Origin of the sequence: Pseudoneobacillus rhizosphaerae, from assembly GCF_917563885.1 — a bacterium.
In the GTDB taxonomy this organism is placed as follows: domain Bacteria; phylum Bacillota; class Bacilli; order Bacillales; family Cytobacillaceae; genus Pseudoneobacillus; species Pseudoneobacillus rhizosphaerae.
In genome coordinates this window covers 48,026-73,077 of sequence record NZ_CAKJTG010000011.1, presented here as the reverse complement: position 1 = coordinate 73,077, position 25,052 = coordinate 48,026, and the positions used below count along the sequence as shown (strand labels likewise).

31 protein-coding genes are annotated in these 25,052 nt (G+C 34.2%); 9 read left to right on the top strand and 22 right to left on the bottom strand.

Translation table 11 applies throughout. The annotated features are described in order from the left end of the window. Window positions 1–51: 51 nt before the first annotated feature. The 5 genes from ccpC to LRP83_RS11640 all read right to left on the bottom strand — a co-directional run bounded on the left by ccpC (window position 52) and on the right by LRP83_RS11640 (window position 3,941). Window positions 52–936 carry a transcriptional regulator CcpC gene (gene ccpC / locus LRP83_RS11660; RefSeq protein ID WP_230496864.1) on the bottom strand — a complete coding sequence of 295 codons (885 nt, stop codon included), beginning with the start codon at window positions 934–936 and terminating at the stop codon, window positions 52–54. Between the two features lie 130 nt (window positions 937–1,066). After that, window positions 1,067–1,495 carry a cyclic-di-AMP-binding protein CbpB gene (gene cbpB / locus LRP83_RS11655; RefSeq protein WP_230496863.1) on the bottom strand — a complete coding sequence of 143 codons (429 nt, stop codon included), beginning with the start codon at window positions 1,493–1,495 and terminating at the stop codon, window positions 1,067–1,069. Between the two features lie 150 nt (window positions 1,496–1,645). Beyond that, complete coding sequence (locus LRP83_RS11650) at window positions 1,646–1,882, bottom strand: YkuJ family protein (protein WP_230496862.1); 237 nt, start codon at window positions 1,880–1,882, stop codon at window positions 1,646–1,648. Window positions 1,883–2,060: 178 nt separating this feature from the next. Beyond that, the gene (locus tag LRP83_RS11645) at window positions 2,061–2,591 is read right to left on the bottom strand and encodes a DUF3993 domain-containing protein (RefSeq protein ID WP_230496861.1); all 531 of its coding nucleotides are present in this window, start codon (window positions 2,589–2,591) and stop codon (window positions 2,061–2,063) included. Between the two features lie 138 nt (window positions 2,592–2,729). After that, window positions 2,730–3,941, bottom strand: coding sequence for an EAL domain-containing protein (locus LRP83_RS11640; RefSeq protein WP_230496860.1), 1,212 nt, complete (start codon window positions 3,939–3,941; stop codon window positions 2,730–2,732). Between the two features lie 132 nt (window positions 3,942–4,073). On the opposite strand from LRP83_RS11640, the gene LRP83_RS11635 reads away from it, so the two are divergent. Then, window positions 4,074–4,874: a C39 family peptidase gene (locus LRP83_RS11635; protein WP_230496859.1), complete on the top strand. Its 801-nt coding sequence runs from the start codon at window positions 4,074–4,076 to the stop codon at window positions 4,872–4,874. 57 nt (window positions 4,875–4,931) lie between these two features. Here the strand turns inward: LRP83_RS11635 and fadH are convergent, their stop codons facing one another. After that, window positions 4,932–5,696: a 2,4-dienoyl-CoA reductase gene (gene fadH / locus LRP83_RS11630; protein WP_230496858.1), complete on the bottom strand. Its 765-nt coding sequence runs from the start codon at window positions 5,694–5,696 to the stop codon at window positions 4,932–4,934. A 187-nt stretch (window positions 5,697–5,883) separates the two neighbouring features. Here fadH and LRP83_RS11625 point away from each other — a divergent pair, with 187 nt between their 5' ends. Continuing rightward, window positions 5,884–6,759, top strand: a complete 876-nt coding sequence (locus tag LRP83_RS11625; protein ID WP_230496857.1) for a metallophosphoesterase — start codon at window positions 5,884–5,886, stop codon at window positions 6,757–6,759. 63 nt (window positions 6,760–6,822) lie between these two features. Here the strand turns inward: LRP83_RS11625 and LRP83_RS11620 are convergent, their stop codons facing one another. After that, a complete protein-coding gene (locus tag LRP83_RS11620; protein ID WP_230496856.1) occupies window positions 6,823–8,925 on the bottom strand; it encodes a putative bifunctional diguanylate cyclase/phosphodiesterase in 2,103 nt (700 codons plus the stop codon). Between the two features lie 213 nt (window positions 8,926–9,138). On the opposite strand from LRP83_RS11620, the gene LRP83_RS11615 reads away from it, so the two are divergent. After that, the gene (locus LRP83_RS11615) at window positions 9,139–9,621 is read left to right on the top strand and encodes a YkyB family protein (protein ID WP_230496855.1); all 483 of its coding nucleotides are present in this window, start codon (window positions 9,139–9,141) and stop codon (window positions 9,619–9,621) included. A gap of 105 nt (window positions 9,622–9,726) precedes the next feature. After that, complete coding sequence (locus tag LRP83_RS11610) at window positions 9,727–9,906, top strand: H-type small acid-soluble spore protein (RefSeq protein WP_230496854.1); 180 nt, start codon at window positions 9,727–9,729, stop codon at window positions 9,904–9,906. Window positions 9,907–9,963: 57 nt separating this feature from the next. Here the strand turns inward: LRP83_RS11610 and LRP83_RS11605 are convergent, their stop codons facing one another. Next, a complete protein-coding gene (locus LRP83_RS11605) occupies window positions 9,964–10,428 on the bottom strand; it encodes a DinB family protein (protein ID WP_230496853.1) in 465 nt (154 codons plus the stop codon). Between the two features lie 87 nt (window positions 10,429–10,515). Then, window positions 10,516–11,049: an RDD family protein gene (locus LRP83_RS11600; RefSeq protein WP_230496852.1), complete on the bottom strand. Its 534-nt coding sequence runs from the start codon at window positions 11,047–11,049 to the stop codon at window positions 10,516–10,518. A gap of 105 nt (window positions 11,050–11,154) precedes the next feature. Here LRP83_RS11600 and LRP83_RS11595 point away from each other — a divergent pair, with 105 nt between their 5' ends. Further along, window positions 11,155–12,306 carry an aminotransferase A gene (locus LRP83_RS11595; RefSeq protein ID WP_230496851.1) on the top strand — a complete coding sequence of 384 codons (1,152 nt, stop codon included), beginning with the start codon at window positions 11,155–11,157 and terminating at the stop codon, window positions 12,304–12,306. Between the two features lie 46 nt (window positions 12,307–12,352). Here the strand turns inward: LRP83_RS11595 and LRP83_RS11590 are convergent, their stop codons facing one another. From LRP83_RS11590 to ykzS, 6 genes are all read right to left on the bottom strand, one after another. Beyond that, on the bottom strand, window positions 12,353–12,529 hold the full coding sequence (locus LRP83_RS11590; protein ID WP_230496850.1) for a hypothetical protein: 177 nt from the start codon (window positions 12,527–12,529) through the stop codon (window positions 12,353–12,355). 96 nt (window positions 12,530–12,625) lie between these two features. Beyond that, on the bottom strand, window positions 12,626–13,498 hold the full coding sequence (locus LRP83_RS11585; RefSeq protein ID WP_230496849.1) for an NAD(P)-dependent oxidoreductase: 873 nt from the start codon (window positions 13,496–13,498) through the stop codon (window positions 12,626–12,628). A gap of 165 nt (window positions 13,499–13,663) precedes the next feature. Beyond that, entirely contained in the window at window positions 13,664–13,930 is a 267-nt protein-coding gene (locus tag LRP83_RS11580) for a phosphocarrier protein HPr (protein ID WP_230496848.1), read from the bottom strand. A 120-nt stretch (window positions 13,931–14,050) separates the two neighbouring features. After that, window positions 14,051–14,416 carry a cytochrome-c oxidase gene (locus tag LRP83_RS11575; protein WP_230496931.1) on the bottom strand — a complete coding sequence of 122 codons (366 nt, stop codon included), beginning with the start codon at window positions 14,414–14,416 and terminating at the stop codon, window positions 14,051–14,053. 117 nt (window positions 14,417–14,533) lie between these two features. Then, window positions 14,534–15,127 (bottom strand): cell wall hydrolase, encoded by a 594-nt coding sequence (locus LRP83_RS11570; RefSeq protein WP_230496847.1) that lies wholly within the window; start codon window positions 15,125–15,127, stop codon window positions 14,534–14,536. Window positions 15,128–15,417: 290 nt separating this feature from the next. Next, a complete protein-coding gene (ykzS, locus tag LRP83_RS11565) occupies window positions 15,418–15,612 on the bottom strand; it encodes a protein YkzS (protein ID WP_230496846.1) in 195 nt (64 codons plus the stop codon). A 257-nt stretch (window positions 15,613–15,869) separates the two neighbouring features. Between ykzS and LRP83_RS11560 the strand changes: the two genes are divergently transcribed. After that, on the top strand, window positions 15,870–16,058 hold the full coding sequence (locus LRP83_RS11560) for a YkvS family protein (RefSeq protein WP_230496845.1): 189 nt from the start codon (window positions 15,870–15,872) through the stop codon (window positions 16,056–16,058). A 45-nt stretch (window positions 16,059–16,103) separates the two neighbouring features. Here the strand turns inward: LRP83_RS11560 and LRP83_RS11555 are convergent, their stop codons facing one another. Then, window positions 16,104–16,223, bottom strand: coding sequence for a DUF6254 family protein (locus tag LRP83_RS11555; protein ID WP_230496844.1), 120 nt, complete (start codon window positions 16,221–16,223; stop codon window positions 16,104–16,106). 166 nt (window positions 16,224–16,389) lie between these two features. Between LRP83_RS11555 and LRP83_RS11550 the strand changes: the two genes are divergently transcribed. Beyond that, entirely contained in the window at window positions 16,390–16,953 is a 564-nt protein-coding gene (locus LRP83_RS11550; protein WP_230496843.1) for a CPBP family intramembrane glutamic endopeptidase, read from the top strand. Between the two features lie 90 nt (window positions 16,954–17,043). Continuing rightward, window positions 17,044–17,685 carry a DUF8580 domain-containing lipoprotein gene (locus tag LRP83_RS11545; RefSeq protein WP_230496842.1) on the top strand — a complete coding sequence of 214 codons (642 nt, stop codon included), beginning with the start codon at window positions 17,044–17,046 and terminating at the stop codon, window positions 17,683–17,685. Window positions 17,686–17,710: 25 nt separating this feature from the next. Here the strand turns inward: LRP83_RS11545 and LRP83_RS11540 are convergent, their stop codons facing one another. The 6 genes from LRP83_RS11540 to LRP83_RS11515 form a co-directional block, all read right to left on the bottom strand. Further along, entirely contained in the window at window positions 17,711–18,754 is a 1,044-nt protein-coding gene (locus tag LRP83_RS11540; protein ID WP_230496841.1) for a YkvI family membrane protein, read from the bottom strand. A gap of 148 nt (window positions 18,755–18,902) precedes the next feature. Continuing rightward, window positions 18,903–20,597 carry a M3 family oligoendopeptidase gene (locus tag LRP83_RS11535; protein WP_230496840.1) on the bottom strand — a complete coding sequence of 565 codons (1,695 nt, stop codon included), beginning with the start codon at window positions 20,595–20,597 and terminating at the stop codon, window positions 18,903–18,905. A gap of 113 nt (window positions 20,598–20,710) precedes the next feature. Continuing rightward, complete coding sequence (locus tag LRP83_RS11530; protein ID WP_230496839.1) at window positions 20,711–21,148, bottom strand: MarR family winged helix-turn-helix transcriptional regulator; 438 nt, start codon at window positions 21,146–21,148, stop codon at window positions 20,711–20,713. A 152-nt stretch (window positions 21,149–21,300) separates the two neighbouring features. Continuing rightward, window positions 21,301–22,299 carry a phosphotransferase enzyme family protein gene (locus LRP83_RS11525; RefSeq protein ID WP_230496838.1) on the bottom strand — a complete coding sequence of 333 codons (999 nt, stop codon included), beginning with the start codon at window positions 22,297–22,299 and terminating at the stop codon, window positions 21,301–21,303. Then, on the bottom strand, window positions 22,272–23,426 hold the full coding sequence (locus LRP83_RS11520; protein ID WP_230496837.1) for an MFS transporter: 1,155 nt from the start codon (window positions 23,424–23,426) through the stop codon (window positions 22,272–22,274). The genes LRP83_RS11525 and LRP83_RS11520 overlap by 28 nt, the downstream gene beginning before the upstream one ends. A gap of 412 nt (window positions 23,427–23,838) precedes the next feature. Then, complete coding sequence (locus tag LRP83_RS11515) at window positions 23,839–24,363, bottom strand: hemerythrin domain-containing protein (RefSeq protein WP_230496836.1); 525 nt, start codon at window positions 24,361–24,363, stop codon at window positions 23,839–23,841. Between the two features lie 212 nt (window positions 24,364–24,575). Here LRP83_RS11515 and LRP83_RS11510 point away from each other — a divergent pair, with 212 nt between their 5' ends. Next, the gene (locus LRP83_RS11510; protein ID WP_230496835.1) at window positions 24,576–24,926 is read left to right on the top strand and encodes a hypothetical protein; all 351 of its coding nucleotides are present in this window, start codon (window positions 24,576–24,578) and stop codon (window positions 24,924–24,926) included. The last annotated feature ends 126 nt before the right edge of the window (window positions 24,927–25,052 follow it).

The window sequence follows — 25,052 nt, the reverse complement described above, 5'->3', positions numbered from 1 at the left end:
TACTAAAACATACTTTAACAAACAACATTATTTAAGACAAGTAATATTTATTCACTTACCAGTCTTAATAATAAATTCTTGAATAAGTTCAACGAACGCTTTTACTTGCTTAAGCTCAAATGCGGATTCATAACCTAATAACCATGTATCCCGACTTAAATGTTCTCCATTTTCATCTAATAAAGGTACTTTAAAAATATCTTTTTCTGCTCCATTTAAAGTTATCGACGGGAGAATCGCGTAACCAATACCATTAAATGTCATTTGCTTACATGTTTCAATTTGATCCACAACCACTGTACGTTTAGGTGTTGTTTGAAATTTCCTGTGCCACCAATCCTGAATTTCTTGATAATAATTTGAATCGCTTTTAAATTGTATAAATGGACGATCCGTTTCCAATACCTGTTCTGGTTTCGTTATCTCCGTATCAACTAAGTAAAGGCCATCTTTAAATAGGTGAATTTTTACCCCCTTCCAATCTGGGGTCCCTCTTATAATGCCGATATGTACTTGGTCCTCATACATCGCTTTTAAAATTTCGCTACTCCAGCCGGTAATGAGTGAAATTTTAGCTTGCGGATACCGTTGGATAAACATCTTTAATACTTGAGGTAACCAGTTTTGACCAACGATAGAAGCAACAGCAATTTTCAACGTACCATGCACTTCATTTTGTAATGCATGAAGTGCCTCACGAACTTCGTCCTCTCGATGCAAAGTTTCATTTACGAAATTGATCACATGCTCTCCAGCTGGCGTTAAAGCCAATCCTTTTTGCGACCGAATAAACAGTTTCGTTCCCCAATCCTTTTCTATGTTTTGGAGGCGTTGGGACAGTGCTGGTTGTGAGACAAAAAGTCGCTCTGCTGCCTTTCTCATATTCATTTCTTGCGCAAGCACGGTTAACAATTGGAATTCAGTAAGCGACGACATATACTACCTCATAATAAGTTTTTCTTATAGTATATCTTATTTTTTGGAGATTTCCATTATCTTAAATGATAATCGAGCTACCAAAAATAGCCCCCTAATTTAGGGGACTATAATAACACTGATTTGACATTTAGTTTTTCGGAATAAGCAATTTCAATATTGCTCTTCTTGTTAAAATCCCCTCAAAATATCCATCCTTATTTTCAACGCATATAAAAGGATGATCAACCAATAATCCTAATCCTTTCAAAAGTGAATCAGTTAAGGAAATTCTAGGAATAGAGTGGTTCATAACATCTTCAACGCGATTTTTTTCTAATTTCTCAAATTCAATTCTCTCCAGTCCTAAAATTGAATCCAATACAACCGGGGTGCTAATTAAGCCTTTCAGCTTATACTCTAAGTCTAAAACAGGAATGGCGGTATAACCACTTTTAGTTAGAACAAGTAAGGCATGTTCTAACGTATTACCAACCTGAACGTGTGCTACTCTTTCAGACGGAATCATTAAATCTTGAATGTTAATATCTATGAATTCACCACTATGAAGGTTAATCATTCAAATGCTCCTTAAGTATTGAATATATATGTTCAGCTAATTTTAACATAGATTTAATGATTTGGTCGTAAAATAGACAGAATTATCATTTGAACATAAGAAAAAATTTCATCATCATAAAACAAAAAGAGACCACTCATGGTCTCTTCGTTATTGGATCAGATCAAAAATTTCAATCGTTATCATGTCAATATTATCAAATTGATAACGCTTTGGTTTTTCTTTCTCATTGTAAACTTCTAATTCAAAAGTAACCGTTTTGGGGTGAAATGTCACTTGGCATTTCCTTTCCCCATTTACCTCAAAATATCTTTGGGAGGATTCGCCCCCACTTGCTTGTTCCTGCAAGTTTTTTAATCGTGTTAAAATTCCTTGTAGCTGTGACATATTCTCTCTCCTTTCAAACCATACAATACTATTAGGTTTAACTGTTAACTTGTTTTTATCCTAATAAGCCCTTTTCAAGATTTACCAAAATAACATTCCCATATTAACAGAATAAATTACCAAGGTATATATGTACAAGTAAAAAAAAGAGAAAGTTTTTTTAGGTGCGTTGTTTCTACTATTCAGAAGTTTCTTGCATTTCTAATGCTTGCCTAATAATTGTTTCAGGAACTTGATTGACTAAGTATTGAGATACCTTCCATTGTTCTTCCATTTTGTCAATCAATAGCCCCTCATAATGTGCATCATATCCAACAGGTCCTAGCTGATTTTTCGGGAAATATTCAAAAACATAAATCTTTTTCTTCTCTATTACTACTTTTGTGTTTTCAGAAAAAGCAAAAAACGGTATATACAATTGACCAAAATCGGTACCATACGTAAAGAATTTTCCGTTTTGTTCTTGAAGATTCACTTCTAAAAACTGCTGTTGATATTGTTTTGTAAAGAATGGATCCAATAAAGCATCAATCTCTTCCATCGTCCGATCTTTTTCACTTAATGATATTTGAGCCTGGAAAGCGGATTCTAAAAATTGAAAGACTTTTTCACGACTATTAAGCTGGTCCTCACTTGCTTTAGGGGAATCTGGTAGGATATAAATAATAAGAACAAAGAACATAAGTACTGGAACGTATACTTTCCGCATGCAATTTCCCCCTTTTATGAGTCTAAACATATAGTATATTCATTTTAGCAACAAACGTGACAAATGAATCAACAAATCGTTCGCAAAAAGCCGGCACTATTAGACAGAATAAATAAAAAAAAGAGTCGAATATCGACTCTAGAATTTCAAGTGGTCATATAGGTAATCATGACTAATATCCACAAATAAAAAATCATGTTCATTCAAAAGGTATGAAAAAGTTCGAATTTGCTCACCAGTTTCGATATCACTATAAAGATCAGATAAAATTCCTTTTTGCTCTTTTAACATGTATATGATGTTTTCCAAGAAAAACGGTCGCCAACTCCAGTTTTTGTTTATATATTCTTTTTGTAGGATCCAATTTTGATTATGCTTAAAAAAATTGGCTGACTTTTGGAAGCCTTCCCCATCGCATACATATAAGCGAAATGCCATCTCTTGAAACTCCTTGCTAAGAACCGTTAACCAGTCATCATACGAATCAAGCTTCTTATTTTTAACAAGTACATTTTGTATTTTGAGCTGTAGAGCATTTCTCATATCCATTAAGGATGAAAGTTTCTTTTTTTCATATATGATAAATTCATGTATTTCCGTCTTCAAGCGTTCTTTTAAGATTGAACGGTCTAAAAACTGTTCTGTGGGCTTTTGTAAATAATAGCCTTGATAGTATCGGCCACCATTTCGCCATGCAAACTGAAGCTGATGAACCATCTCAATATTTTCAAATAAAAGCGTGGCTCCAATTTTTCTAGCTAACATCGATAATGTGAATAGAACATCTTGAAAAGATCGTGATGTTTCCGTCGATCTTAAAGCTTTTAAATCCACTTTAATGATTTCAGGGGCAAGTTGACCGATTCGGTCTAGCTGTCCACTTTCATCACCGATTTTATCCATAGCAATCTTAATGCCATAAGTACGGTAATAATTCAACAAGTTATCTAAACGATCGACTTCACCTAGGTTTAAGCCACCAGATATCTCCAATACATACCGATTTAAATCGATCCCTAATTTTTCATAAACGTGTAAAATATTTAAAAAGCTTTCATCTTCGTCATTAAGTAAAACAGTTGCATTTCGATTAATAAATAACAAGATATCTTTATCTAGGCTTAACGCTTGATCCAATGCCTTTTTAAGAACTGTATTATCAACCAACAATCGGTACTCTTCAGGAATTTGTTGGTCTTCAAAGAAATATCCAATACTGATTACGTCCAACCCACTTCGATACCGTCCAAATACTTCGTACCCAATTATTCGATGTTCATCAGCACTAAATATCGCTTGAAAATAAGGAAAAACATTATCTAAATCTGTTAAGATATCCAATGCATCCATACAAAAACCTCCTTATTCTCTACATTATATTCTATATGCTTAACACTTCCTTCATACGTTACCAATAGAAGACTAACTAATCTAACGAACATCAAACACATACTAATAAGGCAAAAAGAAAGGATGAATCTGATGATGAAAATCCATATTTTTGCTTTAATGATTCCTTTGTTTGGTTTTAGTCATACGCAATTAATTGAATTGCCAACACCTAACAAAGTGACGTATGAACAACCCCAACAACAACCCGTTCAGATTATATCTGATAAATCTATAAATGACTATATTTTTCAGCAAAACCATAGTATTAAGGATAAACTTGTCACACCTATTTCACAAACAAAAATGATTCATGTCCCTTTAATTAAGCAAAATCCCGAGTTGAGATATGGATGTGAGGTAACCAGTTTAGCAATGGTCCTTCAATATGCAGGAGTTAAAGTAAGTAAAATGGAGCTATATAATAAAGTTAAAAAAGATCCGCGCCCAATTAAGAGATCATCAAGTGGTGATATTCTCGGTTGGGGTAATCCTCATGATGGTTTTGTTGGAGATATGACGGGAAGAAATGCAGGATATGCGGTGTTTGACCAACCAATTGCCCAATTAGTAAACGAATATTTACCAGATAGAGCAGTTAATTTAACGAATCAATCATTTGATAAAGTATTACAGCATGTTTCAAAAGGATATCCAGTGGTCGTCTGGACTACAGGGGATTATCGATTACCCGATCGATGGGAATCATGGAAACATGGGAATCATGTCATAAAAACACCACTAGATCTTCATGCAGTCGTGTTAGTTGGCTATGACCAACAATTTGTTTACTTAAACGATCCTCTTTCTGGAAGGAAAAAAGTGAAAGTAAACAAAAAGCGTTTTATCAACTCATGGCATGCATTAAAATCAAGAGCAGTTAGTTACGAATAAGGTTAAAGAAGGAGACCAAATTGATCAGATAGTCTCCTTCTTTATTTTGGTAATTAATTAAAATGGAAATTGATTTAACCACTGACCGCCATCCATAGTGATGCATTCTCCATTTATATAGGCGGCTTGTTCAGAGAATAGGTAGCAAGCTAGGCCAGCAATTTCCTCAGGTGTGCCTAATCTTCCAAGCGGAACGCTATTTAATGTTCGTTTTGCAGCGGCCTCAGATTCCCAGAGTTTTTCTGCCCCACCTGTACGCTCAATTGGCCCAGGTGCAATGGAATTAACGGTTATTCCATATTTTCTTCCCCACTCTACAGCTAATGTACGTGTCATGGATAACACCCCTGCCTTAGCAGCCGCTGAATGGATGACACCAGCACCAGCATTCCATGCATATGTCGCAACGATATTAATTATTTTCCCTTTAATTCCTTTTTCTATCCAATACTTTCCAACCTCGCTACTACAATAAAATGTCCCATTTAGTACGATATCAATTACGGATTTCCATCCATTAACGCTAAGCTTTTCAGCAGGACTAATAAAATTACCTGCTGCATTATTAACTAAATAATCGATAGTTCCAAATTTTTCTGTTGTCGCTTCCACCATTCTCTTTACACCATCTATTTCACGTACGTCCATTGGAATGGTAAGGATTTGATCTGGGGATAATTCGATTTCAGCTTTTGTTGATTCTAATTTATCCATATTTCTTCCTGTTATAACCACTTTAGCACCTTGTTTAGCAAATTCCATTGCCATATATTTCCCCATTCCACTTGATCCACCAGTGATAATTACAACTTTCCCATTCAATTTATTCCCCTCCCTAAAAAATGAATGACCATTCACTACCCATTGTATCATATTCATTGAATTTTCGAATAATTCTATTAGAGGTGGTTATACACGCTTTCATGAAGATGAAAGATTTTACTTCTTTTTCAGAGATATCTTTGTTAGTATTAAAAAGTAAATTGGAAGATAGGTTGGTAATCGAAATATGAAAAAAAAGCTTTCAAGAAGATCGTTTATCAAGCGAACCTTTGGATCTGTTTTAACGATGGTTGGTGCTGGTTACGGCGGTTACTTCTACGCCCATCAAATTGAACCAAGATTATTAAAAATCAATAAACATGTCATTTCCCATGATGATATTCCCAAAAGCTTCGACGGTTTTAAAATCGTTCAATTTAGTGACACTCACTTAGGTTTTCACTATGATTTGAATCAATTTAAAAAGATGTTAACGCAGATTAGTAGCCTTAAACCAGATATTATCTTCTTTACAGGAGACTTAATGGATGCTCCAAACCAATACCCTTTTACAGAAGAAATTGTGCCACTTCTTAAGAACTTACAAGCACCGTTTGGAAAATATTCTATTTACGGAAATCATGATCATGGTGGCTATGGCTCGGATATTTATAAAAACATTATGGAGTTAGCAGATTTTAGATTATTATTAAATGCCTCTGATCAAATTCAGCTTTTAGATGGAAGTAGTATTTATGTATTAGGGATTGATGATGCCATGTTAGGTAGACCTAATTTTGAATCAGCTATAGAAAATGTACCTAAAAACCACTATAAAATATTGCTATCTCATGCTCCCGATCTTGCTGACAATGCAGTCGATTACGGGATTCAACTGCAGTTAAGTGGACATAGTCATGGGGGGCAAATTCAAATTCCATTTGTTGGTGCTTTAATCACACCACCATTTGCAAAAAACTATCGAGAAGGTTTTTATGAAATAAATGTAACTGAGACACCATTAACACTTTATGTTAATCGGGGAATCGGTACAACCCGGTTACCCTTTCGGTTCCTTTCAAAGCCAGAAATAACTTTATTTACTTTAAACTCCTCACAATAAAAAGGAAGGTCTGTTATCGAAATCCATAACAACCTCCCTTTTTATTAGCTTTTAATCATAATTTTACTTAAGTAAAAAACGTTTTTCTATTTCTTCTACCACCAAAGGTCGTGCAAAGTAATAACCCTGTGCCTTTTGACATTGTGCATTTAGTAGAAACTCTGCTTGTTCAGCCTTTTCTACACCTTCGGCTATAACTTCTAATCCTAAACTTCTCCCTAAATGAATAATCGTTGTTGTAATGGCTGCATCCTTTTCATTATTCAAAACATCTTTTACAAAGGATTGGTCAATTTTTAAGACATCAATAGGAAATTGCTTCAAATAACTTAAAGAAGAATATCCTGTTCCAAAATCATCTACTGAAATGGTTACACCGATTTCCTTTAAACTTTTAAGAATCGGAATGGTTTCTTGTTTATCACCCATAGCTCCTTCTGTTATTTCTATTTCTAAGGAAGATGGTTCGATGTGGAATTTCTCAAGCATAGTTTTAATTTTATTCACAAGATTCGTTTGTTGAAACTGCTTTGGAGAAATATTTATCGCAATACGAATGTCTTCATAACCTTTATCGTTCCAATTCCTAATTTGTTTGCAAGCGGTTTCAATAACCCAGTTACCAATAGGAATAATTAAACCTGTTTCTTCCGCTAAAGGGATAAAGTCGCTAGGCGATATCATCCCAAGATCAGAGCAATTCCAACGTATTAATGCCTCAAAACTTTTCACCTTAACAGTTGATAATTCAATCTGCGGTTGGAATAAGAGAATTAACTCCTGCTTTTCTATAGCTTTACGTAAATGCATTTCCAATGATACAACGTTTTGAATTTCGGAGTTCATTTCAGGTCGATAAAACTGATAATGCGCTTTTCCTCTATCTTTAACTCTAAACAGTGCTTCATCAGCATTTTTTATTAACGTTTCAGAATCCTGTCCATCAGTTGGAAACATACTAATTCCTATACTAGGGGATATATAATATTCTTTTGAATTTAAATAAAAAGTGTTTGTAAATTTGGATAGAATCCTTTCAGCAAAGCGAGTAACCTTATGACGACTTGTGTCAAATATCAATATCATAAATTCATCCCCGCCTTGGCGGTAGACTTGAATGTTACTTGTTTGAATTTCAGAAAGCCTCTCAGCAACCTTCTTTAGAATTTCATCTCCGGAAATATGACCTAAAGTATCATTTAAATATTTAAACCGATCTAAATCAATTGAAATGAGGGCAAACTCATCATTGAATTTTTTTGCATTTTTAATTGCTGCCTCCATATCATCGATTAATGCTCGACGGTTAAGTAATCCCGTTAATTGGTCATGAAAGGCCATATATTTCAAAGTTTCCGCATGCTTTGCCTGCTCAGAAAGATCCCGTAATATAACATATATCCCTTTGATTTCTTCAAAAATGACAATTGGGACAGTCTTTATATGTAAAGTAAGGGCATTTCCATTGTAATGAACGAACCGACATTCTAATGACTCTAATGCTATTCCCGCTTTCGATTGCTCTAACAATTTTTTAAAATGGTATAAATCACTGTTAGCAATAAACTCAAAAATCAACTTATCTTTCATTTGTGTTGCGGAAAAGCCAGTTAAAAGGTGTGTTGCTGGGTTTGTTTCTACTATTTTTCCATCCATGTTAATCGACAATATCGCATCCATATTATGTTCGATAATGGAACGATAATGTTGCTCACTTTCGACTAGTCGATTTTTTTCCTTAAGATTATCGGTTACATCACGCGTTACCGCTACTACATATTGGATGACTCCTACTTTATCTTTTACTGGTGTTAAGATTGTTTCACCATAGGCAATCATTTTATTTTCTAATGATAATTCATCTTCAAAAACGGTCATTTCACCTGTGCTTAGTAGGCTCTCATATTCTCTTTGCAAGTAGATTGCAATTTCTTCAGGCATGACCTCTTCAATTAACATACCGATTGAATCTCTAGTAATTCCTGCTCTCTTTAAACCTGAATCATTCGCGAATACGTATCTGAATTTAGGACCCTTTTCTACCTTCATAATAAATACCATATCTTTTACATGACGAATAATTATATCAATAATTATCTTTTCAGTATGATTACTTGAAAAAGTATTAATAAATTCAGATTCGATTATAATGTCATTCTTATCCATTAAACCATCCTCAAATAGATCTTGATATCTATTAACAAATATTTATTGATAGAAGTATCATTTCTTTTATATCATTTTTTATTTGTATTAGTTCCTAACTCTATTTTACCTTTTCTTTAGTAATTGAAAAGAAAAATGTTTTAGTTTTAGGTTTTGGTTTTTCAATATTAAAGATATAATAGAATTGATAGATAAACTAAATAACCATTGCATATGAAAGGAGTTACCATTGTGGATAGGAAAACTAAAGCTCCTCAAGTAATCGAACCAACTGTAAGTAACCTCGCTCAGGCTATCTTCACTGTAAATCGTCATGCCAAAACTGCTCCAAATCCAAAACAGCTGTATACACTTAAGCATGAAGCATTAAAAAAAATGCTAGTTGAGGGAAAAGCAAAAAAAGTAGGATTACATTTTTCTCAAAATCCAGGAAAAAGTCAACAAAGATCAGATGTATTAGTAGCATGTGATCAATATACCTTTCACATTCCTCCTACAAAAGCAGATTTCGCTGAACTTCCTCACCTAGGAAAGTTAGATGATCAAATTCGAAATCCAAAAGCAACGCTTTCTTTAAATCAAGCTAAGCTGTTGTTACAGTCCTACACTGGATTAAAAGAGCATACATCTCCATTAACTAATGCTCAAAAAAGTTACACTAAACCCGTTTTTAAAAAGCTAGGGGAAAGCTATTAAAAGGTGTACCAATCCGGTACGCCTTTTTTGTTCAAGCAAATCCAAGAGTATAAAAAGAGAAAGAAATAACAAACTAAAATTGAAATTAAAATTGAGGTGATATTCATGGATATTAGACGTGTAAAGCAGATCATATCTTCAACTGCCGATATCGAGGTTAAATATAATGGGACATCAGTATGGATTGATCAACTAAATGAAGATGGACGAACTGCAACGGTTCATCTAAGAGGACCATTAGAAGAACGAACAATTGTCGAGGTTGCTGAATTAGTAGAGGAATAGTATCGTTCATGTAAAGTCAAAAATGACGTGTTTGTTTCAAACACGTCATTTTTGACTTTATTGTTTTTTTATTACTTCCATTATTTGCTTTTGATGATGTAGGTCATGTCCGATAAAGTCATTGAAATATTCAACTACAGTTAAACGATGTGTTCCAATTGAAAAGGAAATATCTAAACCTTTTTCATTTAACTTTTCAATTATATGAAAGTACTGTTCCCTATCCCTCAAAATTTCTGCGATTAATTGTTCTTTAGAAACCCCACTATGAGCATATTCTTTTGCAGCCTTATTTACTTCTTGAAAATCTGGAAATCCCTCTAAAAGTGCATCCTGTTGGAATGCTGGGAATCGTTCATTAAACGAATATCTATCCCAAAACAATAAATGCGATATGATAGCTGCTGTCGACCATTTCCCCTCTGCAATTGGTGCAAACCAAACTTTATCGTCTAATTCATGTAGGGAAAAGAGCCATTCTTGAAAATTAACATAATGTTCTCTTATTTCATCTTTCTTCAAATTTTTTCACCCCCTAGTTTTCTACATAAATATTCAACAAATTCCTCCATTTCCCTTTTAATTTTATGCTGTTTTCAATTAACTACGTTAGTACTTCCGGAGAACATAGGTTCCAGCAATAAGATCATGTAGAGATTGTTTCTTTTCAGAAATGGCTGTAATAATATATCCAATCATAAATATCGATGAAAGGAAAATCATTGCAAGGTAACGACCTAGCCCTCTCCAAAAAGTTATTCTGTTCCCCTTTAAATCAGTTACGATAAGACCAAGAGCTTTTTTACCAATGGTTGCCTGCCATTTAGACGCATGCATTCCTGCAAAATAGATGACCGTTAAAATTAAACTAATTAATATTGATAGAAGATATGCCACTAGGAATGAAAGTGCTTCTTGGTCAGATATTTCTGCTTCAACATAGGTTGAATCTAAAAAGGCTGGATCAGTTAATGCTTCCATACCAATTGTGGAGCCTACCGAATAAAACAAAAGAACAAAGATGAGAAATGTTGCTGGAATTCCTATGATAAAACTATCTAACACATAGGCAACAAACCTTATCCAAAATCCAGCATATTTTAGCTCTTGTTCAGTTGTATGTGGACCACCATTTGTCTCCATGTTTTCTCCCCCTAAACAATTCATTTTTACGTTAATTATATGAAATTTTATTACTGGTCATGTTAGAATAGGGATATTATATTTCGGAAGGATGAAGTTAATAAAGTGGAACATTTAATAAATCCGCGAGTAAAAGATATTGAAATTTCAGGCATTCGTAAATTTTTCAACCTTGTTGCAGGAACAGAGAATATGGTCTCCCTTACGATTGGACAACCTGATTTTCCTACCCCCCTACATATAAAGGAAGCTGGAAAAAAGGCAATAGATGAAAATTTTACATCTTACACGCATAATGCGGGAACCATTGAACTAAGAAGTGCAGCTGCTGATTTTGTTAATAAAAAATATCAGGTTACTTTTGATCCTGAAACTGAGGTTATTGTGACAACAGGCGCTAGTGAAGCTATAGATATTACTTTTCGAACCATTCTTAATGAGGATGTTGAGGTGATTCTCCCTGGCCCCGTTTATCCCGGCTACGAACCGATTATCCGCCTATGCGGAGCCAAGCCCGTTTATGTTGATATTCGCCCAACCCAATTTAGGTTTACAGCTGATGTGATAAAACCTTATATTACCGAAAACACTCGCTGTATTGTATTACCGTACCCATCAAATCCGACTGGGGTAAGCCTTACAAAAAAAGAATTGGAGGAGATTGCAGACCTTGTTCGAGGACGTAGCATATTCATAATGGCTGACGAAATATATAGTGAGCTGAATTTTGAGCAGGAACATTATTCAATTGCATCCAATATCCGTGAACAAACGATTGTTATTAATGGACTTTCTAAGTCACATTCTATGACTGGTTGGAGAATAGGACTGTTATTTGCACCGAAAGAAATAACTCAGCACATTTTGAAGGTTCACCAATATAATGTCACTTGTGCTACCACAATCTCACAGGCTGCAGCTTTAGAAGCTCTAACAAATGGATTAGATGATGCGGTCCCGATGAAACAAGAATATAAAAATAGACGTGATTTTGTCTATTCTCGTCTAGAAAGGATGGGTCTTGAAGTAGTTAAACCTGATGGAGCCTTTTATTTTTTTGTTAAAATACCAGCTTTAACCGAAGAACTGAACTCATTTGAGTTTTGCCTTCAGCTTGTTGAAAAAGTAAAATTGGCTGTTGTACCTGGAAGTGCATTTTCTACCTATGGGGAAGGTTATTTCCGTTTGTCATATGCTTATTCAATGGAAACATTAGAAGAAGGGCTAAATAGATTAGAGGCTTACATAAACTTATAAAGAAAAAATGCCCTTTTGAGTAAGGGCATTTTTTTATCCATATAATCTAGCCTTTAAATTCACCATTATTTTTTGAAGCTTTTTCTTTTTTAGCCTTATCCTTTTTTATTTTATTTGTAGCAGCACTGCCAAATTCATGCGCGAATTCTTCGTTTAAAACGGCAGAGTCGAATCCTTGTTTATTCTTTTGATCTGCCCCATGTTTTTTTGTTTTCTTTGCCAATGTATTACCCTCCTTTTCATTACAAACTTATTATGAAAAGATTGGCGACTATATATGCTAGAACAAACTTTACATAAATGGTGAGAATATGACTATTTACCAATATTTATATAATGCTTGTGTTCCGCTATTTTCTTCACCATTTTCAGCTAGCTTTTCATACATCTTTTTAGCAAGGAATAATCCTGGAACCTCGATCCCTAAGTTTTCCGCTTCTTCAAGTGCGATTTTCATATCCTTAATAAAATGCTTGATATAAAAGCCAGGCGCAAAATCACCTTTAAGAATCCTCGGTGCTAAATTAGATAATGACCAACTACCAGCCGCACCAGTCGAAATAGATTGCAAGACGGTTTCAGGGTTTAAACCTGCCTTTTCTGCATAGACAATAGCTTCACAAATGCCAACCATATTGGAAGCAATCGCAATTTGATTACACATTTTAGTATGCTGTCCTGACCCTGCCTCTCCTTGATAGACAATATTCTTACCTAGTGCCTCAAAAACGGGTGAACACGCTTCAAATGCTTGAGGGTTACCTCCAACCATTATAGCTAGCTTGCCTTCCCTTGCCCCAATATCACCACCTGAAACTGGTGCATCCAATGCATGTAAGCCCTTTTCATTTGCTACTTCAAAAATTCTTTTCGCCAACGTTGGCGTAGAGGTTGTCATATCGATTAAGTATGTATTTTTATTACAATGATTAATTAAACCTTCCTCACCTAAATAAATTTCCTCCACATCCGAAGGGTAACCTACCATTGTTATTACGGTATTGGCTTTTTGTGCTACATATCTAGGTGAATCAACCCACTTCGCTCCCATTTCAACTAAATCAGCAGCTTTTTCTTTCGTTCTCGTATAAATTACTAAGTTAAAACCTTCATTAATAAGATTTCTCGCCATACTTTTTCCCATTACACCTAAACCGATGAAACCAATCACTTTTTCATTATTTGATTGCATTTTATTCACCTCAATATTTTTCTAGTTCCCCTCCTATTTTATCACTAAACAAAAAAAAAGAGACTAGGTTTTATACCTAATCCCTTTTCCATCCCACAATTTTACGCGTATGTATAGATTACCCTAATCGATTTTCAATTAAACCTACTTAATAAAAAAACGCCATTATTCAGCCAGTCCTTCTTTTTTCAATGTTTCTTCAAGACTTTTTAAGGCATCCGATTCATCAGAGCCTTCAGCAGAAATCTTAATATCTGCCCCTTGGCCAACCCCAAGAGACATAACACCCATAATGGATTTAAGATTAACTTTTTTATCTTTAAACTCTAAATGGATTTCAGAGTCAAATCTACTAGCTGTTTGAACTATCAATGTTGCTGGTCTAGCATGGATTCCTGTTTCAGCTGTCACTTTAAATTGTTTTTCTACCATGGTATACAAAACTCCTTTATGAAAAAGCATTTTTATTAACGTTTTTATTTTTTCCACATTTTCCATTATTCATGTATTTAAAAGAAAAAGAGTGACTGTAAAAACAGTCACTCTCTCAAGTTATTCTTTTAAATTTGTTAGGACATTCCAAACAAAAAGCAATATACCTAACACTGTAAGCGTTCCGCCAACTGCTATCCCTGGAACAACGCCTTCATTTCCTTTTAAAAATAATGCCAGAGCAATCATCATGATCGGAAGTCCAATATTATGAAGCCAAAAATGAGCAGTCGCTAAACGGTTTGAACTTAAAGTAGGAAATAGATGATAGAAAAGGCCAGCTAAAGCTAGAGATACCCATCCTAAAAGATTGACGTGAACGTGTACACCAGTTAGTTCAACTGCATGTGAAATCGACATGTAGTATCCTAACAAAATTCCAATGGCAAAATAGACAACGGAAATTTTTAATAAACGGATTCCCATTTCATCACTCCTTTGGATAAAGTTCATCATTCTTTCACAATATATGAACATATCCTTCTACCTAGAACTTTTATCTCAGGTAAGTAGAAATAAAAAGGAACAAAATCGGCATCCATTTTATCTTGCAAAGACATGATTTCCAATTTTTGTTGTTACAGGACGAGAAAATATCCAACTGCTTACAGCTGTTTTGGGGTTATAAAAGTAAATCGAACCTTTACCAACTCCTCTTAATGCAAGCGCCTCATTTACGGCACGCTTTGCTTCTGAACCGGCTGGGTTATAAATCGTACCATTTTTAACGGGTGTGAAAGCGTAATAGCCTCCATCTATTTGATAAATAACACCTTTAACTGTATTAGGAAAATCAGGATGGTCCATTCGATTTAAAATAACTGTCGCAACTGCTACCTTTCCAGCATAAGATTCGCCTTTTGCTTCTGCTTGTACAAGACGGGCCATAAGATCCTTATCTGCGAAAGATATCGTGCTTGCTGGAATTGAAATCGATTCTCCAGCATAAAGCATGTTGCTAGTACGATCATTAGTATTTTTCAAAGTACCTACTGTAACACCAAACCTACTAGCAATCTTCCAAAAAGTATCACCAGATTTCACTTGATAGTTTGTTGCTGCATCTGCATGAGAATGAAACCCAAATAAAGATAGTGAAAGTACAGATCCAATAATCATTTTCTTAAGCTTTTTCATGTTTATTGCCTCCATTCTGCCGTTTTGGCTATACTATAAGGCTAACAGTTGTAATATTCCATTTCACTAGCCAAAATATGGCATACTTTCTAATAGCAGGCTATTAAACGTTTAATCTATCAAATGGAAAAATTATCCATTTGAAACCCTTTCCAATTTCATCAAAAAAATGACATTTGATGGGGATTGTATAACAGATATATTACATTTATGTAACAAAAAAAGCTCAAGCAGCGCCTTGATTAGGTTGCCAGAGCCGGAGAAAAAAACTGCTAATAGGAGGTATTCTTTTAACTACGCGCAACTTCCTTATATTGATAAACAACCGCTCCTGAACGCTGAGCGATTCCTCTGAAATGCTTAAAATCTGGTCTTTTCACTAAAACCTTCCGAAAATTCAAGAAGTCTTCCTTCGAAACGAAATACTCTGAAACAATACCGTTTTTCAAATTATCTAATTGTTCATTAAAAAAATTTTCATCCATCTTTTTTCACCTCACCCATTTTACTTACTAGTTTAGCTATATTATAACGGACCTGTAGGCAAATGCTGATTTTCAATAATTTTCTGATAAATAAATTTATTTTACTTTGCTTTTATGGTAAAATAAGCTAATAACTTTTGACAAATTTATTACAGTTTTATTTGTACCGTTCTGAAATGTTCGGATAATCTTTACGAATATTCGATATTAGTGCAAACTGAAGGTATTGTATTAGGGATATAAAGGAGAGGGAATGGTTGAAAAAAGCAGAAGTTGGTTATGTCATCGAGTTTAAAGAAGGCCTTCGTGGGGTTGTTGAAAAAGTAAATGAAAACTCTGTTATCGTTGATCTCACCTATATGGATAATTATCGTGATTTAGAATTGGATCAACGGACCGTTGTTAATCATAAAAACTATAAAATTATAAGAGAGAATGCTATATAAATAAACAAGCAGCTTCTGGCTGCTTGTTTATTTTTTTAAGTCTTTTTACTTTTCCTGATCTAAACCTGTTGCCAATTCTTTAAGTGATTTTACTTTACCATGTGGATGTTGGTCTTGTTTACGTACAGTCCACGCTCGTTCCTTTTCTCGCTTATTTCTGGTCATGTGCATTCCTCCTTTCTTAACAGTATTAGCTTAAACATTTTTCGGTAATTTATCAGAATTTGTTTCCAACCATTTTTTTGTTACAATTATCTTACTTCGAGAGAAAGGAGTATAACTTTTTATGATATTGAGCAAACTTAACTCCCGTATTTTAATAGGATTTTTTATGGCACATATCCTTTTATACTTCACTTATTCAGATCAAAAGGTTTTTTGGTATATGTTTACAGCTACCATGCTTATATTAATCAGCTATTCCATCATAAAAGAAGAAGTTGATGATGCAGTCCCTCTACCCACCTATTTAACGTTTGGTTTAGTTTCGGGACTAGTGCTATTCGGTTTGTTTTGGTTAGGCGATTTTCTATTGGAGTTATTACAAATTCCTGTTCAAAAAGATATTTCACGTTTATATAAGCGATTTTCCCCTACTTTATTTTGGCATTATTTATCATTAATGTTAATTGCCGTCCCTGGGGAGGAAATATTTTGGCGAGGCTTTATTCAAAAAAGATTGCTTCGTAATAAGGGATATTGGTGGAGTGTTATAATATCTTCCCTTATGTATGCCTCGGTCAGCCTTTATTCTGGAGCATGGATTTTGGTTTTAGCCGCTTTTATCTCTGGGCTCTTTTGGGGAACATTGTATGTATGGAAGAGAAGTATCCCTCTTGTTATTGTTTCGCATTTAGTATTTGACCTATTTATTTTCATCCTATTTCCTCTATAAAATTTTTGAGATTTTTTGTAACTATTTCTATTTATTTACGTCTAATTTACTAGAGTTACTCTGCTCTATGAAATTAGGGAGGAAAAATGAATGTTTTTACAACTAATCAAATTGTGTTTACTGGCTCTGTTAGTTATTGTTCTGACTAGCTGTAATAATTTCATTTATAATAGAGGTAATTATACTAAAAAAATAGATACACCTGAACAAAATGATATAAACGACACTCAGAATATGATTCGATTGGTTCGAATATTAGAGCAAAATCTTTCTTACGAAATGAATAATGCAACCCATCAGAAGACAGCCTTCCTCAAATATAATGACAATCAAAATTATTCTATGTACGTCTTACCTGATTATGATTTAATCGTCGAAGAGCCTGCAAAAGATTTACTATATTTCTCCAAAAATAAAGCAATATTTATGAGGATAGAGCTTTTATCAGATGATATAGATTGGAATTTATTAAAAAAGTCCACATATGCTGAATTGACTTCATTGTATAATAAGGCCAATCCTGTTGAAACTTCTTTAACCGATCATTTCTTTGAAGATACATCGATGTATGAAATACATAGTGGTGATGATATTGTAGCTACCTATTTTATTAATGATCCTAATATAAAACTAAAATTGACGATGAATGCCAAAACTAAGGAAGATCATCGGGATGCGTTTTATCAAATGGCTAAAACGATTATGAAAGAAAACCAAATGGAAAAAGAATAAGAAAGAAGCTGGAATCATCCAGCTTCTATTTTTGTTTTGGCAAAGGTCTCATCCAAAGTAAAATAAAAAAAATAAGCGTAATGTAGCCAAACAGAGGATACAGATAGGATAGTAAGGTACTATAATTAATTAAGCTTATAAAATACGTAATGATAAAGATGAGGGAAACGATAATTATGCTTGGTAAAGAAATATATTTTTTCAACTGGCGTTCTAACCCGAATACATTCCCAATAACCGAGGTGAAAATCTCACCGTAAATAATGAAAACAAATATTCCATAAAAGCCAGATGCGAGACTTTTCATGATGATTGCCATAGGAATTTGATAGGTTTCCAGATTAGGGAGCATAACAAGTGTACTATGACTTGAAATTAGTATTAGGGTTAATGCTGCTCCACCTAGTATTCCTCCCCACTTTATAGTTTGGTCGTCTTTTATTTCTGAAGCTACTGGTACTAGAACAGCTTGTGAAAGACCCAAATTAAAGGCTGTATAGGTAAATGGAGCAATAACCGTTTTCCACCCATCTTCAATATAAGGAATAAATAAAAAGTTTTCCAAAAAGCTCGGCATTTTCATCGATAAGATCATCAACATGAAACTAAAACTTATCATTAATGGAACAACAAAGACGTTTACGGCAAATAAGCCTTTTATGCCGACAAACATAACTAAAATAGATAAACCAATCGTGAGCATGATTCCGAAAATTTTATTAAGACCAAGTTGCTCCTCAAAAATAGCCCCCGCACCCGAAAGCATCACGGCACAAACTCCTAGTAACATGAACAACATTAAAAAATTTATCGCCGTACCTAAATATTTTCCAAATAAATATTCATTAAACTCCTGATAGGATTTTGCATTTATTATTGCTGCCGTACGCATTAATTTTGTTCCTAAAAAAATGAGCAAATAACCACTCATTAATATACTAATAAACCCAAAAAAGCCAAACCGGGAAAAAAATTCAACAATCTCTCTCCCTGTAGCAAATCCCGCCCCAACAACCGTCCCAACATAAACGGCTGCAATTTGAAAGGCTGCGCCCCAATTAGGTTTCACGAAATCTCCTCCCTCTCCTTTCTATGTATATGAGAGAATGGACAAACAATGACGAGCATTTTGGAAAGTTCAATTTATATAAAAAATCACATTAACGCATTAAAGCACTGAGGGACTGTCCCTCAGTGCTTTAATGCGTTAATGCCTATTATAGTTTTGTATCGTCTACTGAGTTTAACCAGTTTTCGATTTCACCTACAACTGACTCTACACAGCCATCTTCAAACGGAGAAATTAATTTTGCTTCTTTTGCTAAAGCTGTGAAGGACAGGCTTCCTCCTAATTGGCAAAGATGAGCATAATCCTTCCAAGCCTCTTCCATGTTTTCACGAGATTTTTTCCAGAATTGGAACGCACAAATTTGTGCTAGTGTATAATCAATGTAATAGAATGGAGAGTTATAAATATGCGCTTGGCGTTGCCAGAAGCCGCCACTCTCTAAATATTCATTTCCATCATAGTCTTTGTGTGGTAAATACGTTTTCTCGATATCATGCCAAGCTTGTTTTCTTTCTTGTGGAGTAGCTTCTGGGTTTTCATATACCCAATGTTGGAACTCATCCACTGATACCCCATAAGGTAAAAACAGTAAGGAACTGCTTAAATGAGAAAACTTATATTTGTCTGTATCTTCCTTAAAGAATAGCTCCATCCACGGCCAAGTAAAGAATTCCATACTCATCGAATGGATCTCACAAGCCTCAAAAGTTGGCCAATTGTATTCAGGAATTTCAAAATGACGACTTTCGTATACTTGGAACGCGTGACCTGCTTCATGAGTTAATACATCAATGTCCCCAGATGTACCATTAAAGTTTGAGAAAATAAATGGAGCTTTGTATTCATCAATATATGTACAATAACCGCCACCAGCTTTTCCTTTTTTCGCAACAAGATCCATTAGGTTATTCTCCTCCATAAAACGGAAAAATTCGCCAGTCTCTTTAGATAGCTCCTCATACATCTTTTGTCCATTTTCAATAATCCATTCTGGACTACCTTTAGGAGTAGCGTTTCCACTTTCAAAATTAAAATCTTCGTCATAATACTTTAATTGGTCTACACCAATACGCTGTCTTTGACGCTCTTTTAATTTCGAAGCAATTGGAACAATGAATTCTTTAACTTGATTACGGAAGTTTGCCACCATCTCAGCATTATAATCTGTCCGGCTCATTCGATAGTAACCAAGTTCAACGAAGTTTTTATAACCAAGTTTGTGAGCAATTTCTGTACGAACTTTAACAAGTTCATCATAAATTTGGTCAAACTTTTCTTCGTTTTCTTTAAAGAATCCAAACTTCGTTTCATTCGCAAGTTTACGCATATCACGATCTTTTGCTTCAGCGAAAGGAGTTAGTTGAGCAAGTGTTCTCTCTTCTCCTTCAAACATGATTTTTGCAGAAGCTACAAGCTTCGTATATTCAGAAGAAAGCTTGTTTTCTTTTTGTAGCAACGGAATAATATCAGGATGGAAAGTCTTTAATTGGCCCTCAGCTAAATCGAATAATTGACGTCCCCATTTTTGCTCTAAATCTGACCGGAACGGAGAAGCAATTAACGCTTCATAATACTTCGAAACTAACCCTTCTACTTCTGGTGCAATTTCATCCATATAATCCTGCTCAGCTTTATAAAACTCATCATTGGTATCAATAGAATGACGAATATGACAAAGATTGAACATCGTTCCCAGATTGGCTCTTATTTCATTAATCTTATTCATGGCATCATTTTGATTTTCAATACTATCAGCCGCTTTAAACTGTTCAAGCGCAGCTTGAAATGCTTCTTTCACTTCATCCATATTTGGTCTTACATATGTGTAATCCTCAAATCTCACGATGAATCCCCCTTTTTATTTGAAAATAAAAATACTATAACTACTTCGATAAATAAAATAAAAATCCTTCTTATATAAAAAATAACAGTCCTAAAAAGGACTGTTATTTTTTATTAATATTTTCCAACAGACAATCCAAGCTTTTTGATTAATTCAATCGCTGTTTCTTTTTCGTCATGTGATAAGCTAGACATAAGGTCATGAATCCGTTCTTCATGTTCAGGAAAAATTTCGCCAATAAACGTTTTTCCTTCTTCGGTAATTTGGGCATACGTTACCCGACGGTCCTTTGGACAAGCATTCCTTTTTAAAAGACCTTTTTCTTCTAGTTTATCGACCACATAGGTAATACTCCCACTTGCTAATAATATTTTTCCACCTATTTGTTGAAGTGGCTGATCTCCTTTGTGATAAAGAAGCTCTAGAACAGCAAACTCAGTAGGATTTAGACCCTTTGTTTGGATAAATTTATTGACTTGTTCATTTATTGCTTTATATGCTCTAGACAATACGATAAAAAGTTTGAGTGACTGGGAAGATTCATTTGTCATATTATTCATTCCTTTATTTTTCTGTTTAAAATTTATCTCGAATTCAAATTAATTATAAGTAATTTCCGAATCTATGTCAAATCACCTTAGCCTGAAAATCAACAAAAAAGGCTCAAAGAAGGATTTATACCTTTTACGAGCCTATTTTTTTCTTAATATAATTCTATAATGGCTTTATCGTTTTTAATTCTTTCACCCATTTCATTAATCCAAGATAGAATCTTTTCATTTCTGTCCTCAGGCGCTATTTTCTTATGTAGGACAGAATATAGCGTGATGTCCCTAAGACGAAGAAAGTACGGTAAATGACGCTCCCATAGTTCTGGTAATGCATTCTCAGATTTATACCCGTTTGTGAAAGCTGAAATAAATTCTTTCGCAAATTCCATTCTCTCCATTTGGGATTTATCCCCAAACCCATATAGGATAGAATAATATAGTGGAATCGCAATATCGGAAGCAAACCACAAATAACAGCTATCATCAAAATCAAAGATATGAATTTCCTTATCATCAAAAAAGAAATTTCCAGAATGCATATCCGTATGAATCAAACCAAAATTATCATTATTTTTTGGAAGGGAATTAATTCTGCTAATTAGTTCCTTTGTCTTCTCAACAATAAAGGTATCTTCACTTGGAATGTATTCTCCGATATTTAACAACAGGTCTTCCTCATCCCAGTTCGCTCTACGAACAATTCCTTCACTTGGTTGATAGTTTTTAGTCACTCGATGCATTTTTCCAATTTCTTTACCCCAAGCATAAAATAAATCCTCCGTAAATTTAGAAGAGTTGATTTTAACTGGTTCCCCTTGCGCTTTAGTAAAAACACAAGCATAAAAATAGGATCCATCTAGTGTTTGTATACTTTCAACTAGCTTTTGATTGGTAGATTCATAGGCTAACGGAACATTTACTTTACGTTTATTCAAAAAGTTCATCCAATCTAATTCTGATTGAATTTCTTCTAGATTTCGATGTGAGCTATGAGTTAAGCGTAAAATAATCGGCTGACCATCCTTGTAAACCTCGTATACATAATTCTCAAAGTCACCTAGCTTCTTATATGAATCTGATTGTAAGGAAAATCTACCAAATATATTAAATAATAGTTCATCATTTAATAAAGTATCAACTGTTTTTTCCATTTTTTCTCTCCTACATAAATGATAGTAAATAGCACTAGAATCCAAATTATTAAAAGCGCATTAAGCCACCAAACATTTATTTTTATTGAAAAGCTTTGAACAATAATAGGACAAATTAAGAATCCAATAAAAAATCCGATTCTTGAAAATAGAGCTTGTAAAGAAAAAACTTTACCTCGCACATTAGATGGTGTTTTTTGGAGAATAGTCGTCACATTCACTTGCGCGATTCCTTCAAATCCACCAGCTATAAAAAGAAATACAAGTATCCATAGGTAAGCAATTGCCCCTGAAAATGCCAGATTAATAGACACCGCAAATATTAGAAGAAACAAAAGATAGCTTGTAAAGCTTTTAAACTTGTTATTAAATAGTGTTCCGATAAATGCACCAGCAGAGGCTGATGCCCAAAATAATCCGTTTGTTAAGGCTTCAAGCTTAAACGTACTTGCAAGCATTGGTAAAGAATAGTTGTAAGCCGAAACAGCCATCGTGTAGAAAAAACTAGTAATAATGATCAAAGTGATGATTCTATTTCTTCTTAAAATGTTCGGAAGACTAGTTGGCACATCTACTTTACAATTTTCTATCGGATTTGAATTCCATCGAATCCTTGCCAAATAAATGGCGGCAATCAAATAAGTTAAACTATCAAATAAGATAACAGACACATGTCCTAAATATTCAGTCAACCACCCTCCAATTAAAAATCCAGCAATACTAACCACGGAGGCAATTCGGACGATTAAGGCATTGACCCGTTCACTCTTCTCAAACCCAAACATATCAGGTATCGAGGATGAATAGCTTACATAAAATAGCTGGTACGTTACTCCGAGAATAAATGCCGAAACACAAATAGCAATTGGATGAGGAATTAATATCGGAAGCAAGACTGCAAAACCATTAACCCCGTCACTCCATAGCATGATTATTCTTCGATCATATTTATCTACGATATTCCCAGAAATTAAACTACTTAAAACCCCACCAATTTGTCTTACGATAAAAAAGGCTGTTAAGTACCAGGCAGCCCCCGGAAAACTCAGTAGCAGCATCGATATAGCCATAAAATTCATTCGGGATGCAAATTCAGATAACCCTACAACAAATACATAATTTTTCATTTCTAAACCTCCAAGTTTGGTGGCTCAGATACTTTTGCCCCCTTTAGGGGCGAAGTTGAATGATTTCAGACACCATCTGCTTTCCTCCTTGAGTTTAATGGTTATTGTTTTTTAGTTGGGGTGTATCTTTAGCCATAATTTACTTAAAAAGCAATTAACCCAATTATATAAGAATTCTGAAAAAAGAACAAAAGTTTCTTTTGCATAGGCTCTTTTCGTAAACATTGTTGCTAATGCATTTAAAATAACAAACAAAATCATAGATTAGCACAAAAAAACTTGAAACAATGACGAAAAGATGCCCCGAAGCCTTAATAAATACGGGTTTAAACTTAGTTCGAAAAGCAACAATCTTTGCGAAAACAGCCTTTGCATAAAAAGAACATGCCCAATGATAGGCATGCTCTCGCTATTATATTTCTCTAATTCTAATTAATAGCTCTTCTTTTTCATCATCAGAAAGCATTCTTTCTGCCATTGGGAAAAGCACGTTCTCTTCCTTCGCAAAATGCTCAGTTAGAGTAAAATAAGCATTTTGAATTAATTGTGCATATTTTTTTTGAATTTCAACTGATAATGATTCCTCTCGATTCGCTTTTTCTAGGAAGGTACCAATAAACATTTTAGCTTGGTCATGTTCATATTCCATTACAGCGATAGGACCAGTCCCTACTCCTGTATATTTTTCCATCATTCTAAATAACACACCTTCTTCTCTATCTGAATGAGGTTCTAATTCAGAAATAAAAATCTTTACATCTTCAATTAGTTTAGAAAAAGAATCTTCTAGGTTTATTTCTTGATCAACCTTTTGTGTAAGTTCATACAGGCCATCTAGTTTCTCTAAAAGTGGTGGATGCTCACTTTTTAGTTGAGCTAATCCTTCACTTAATTCAACAGGTTCCATACCGCTGAATCCACTCATACATCCTTGCATTTTCATACACCCTTTCCGATTTGTATATGGTAAGTATAGTAGGAGAATTACTATTAAGTTGTGATTCTTGTCACAATAGCAACGTATGATTTTATTTTTGTAAGATAATTTGTCATAAAATTTTCGAAAAATTTTAACAATTAGTTGATAAATTATTTCATAACATCACATATAATAAATATAGGAAGTACTAACTTTGAGGAGGTTTCATAATGAACCAACCTGATTATCGCGATTTTTATCCAAAATCTTTAATCCCAATTGGTAACAATGACCGAAAAGCACTAACATCATTTCAAAGACAAACAGATGATACCTTCCAGGCTACACATTGGCTTGTGGCTTTACAAGGAAAAGTAATATATTTACCTGAAGAAGATTATCAATGGCAAGTTTATTTGTTCCCCGCAGACGTAGAAGGATCATATACATGGGAAAAGCCCTATTATGTTTCGGATTGTTTTGAATCGATGGAAAAAGCAATTGAAGTTTCATGCGAACTGGAATTATACGGAAGAGATGATGCGGTTATTTCTTCTATTAGACAAGAGAAAATAAGTTAACCCCCTTAATATTCCCCTTTTTAGCTTCACCTTTTTTTACTCCATTTTGTGAAAACATATACATATGTTGTTATCCTTAAATTATATTTTTTCCTTATATATATTTATCAAAAATTCATTAACACA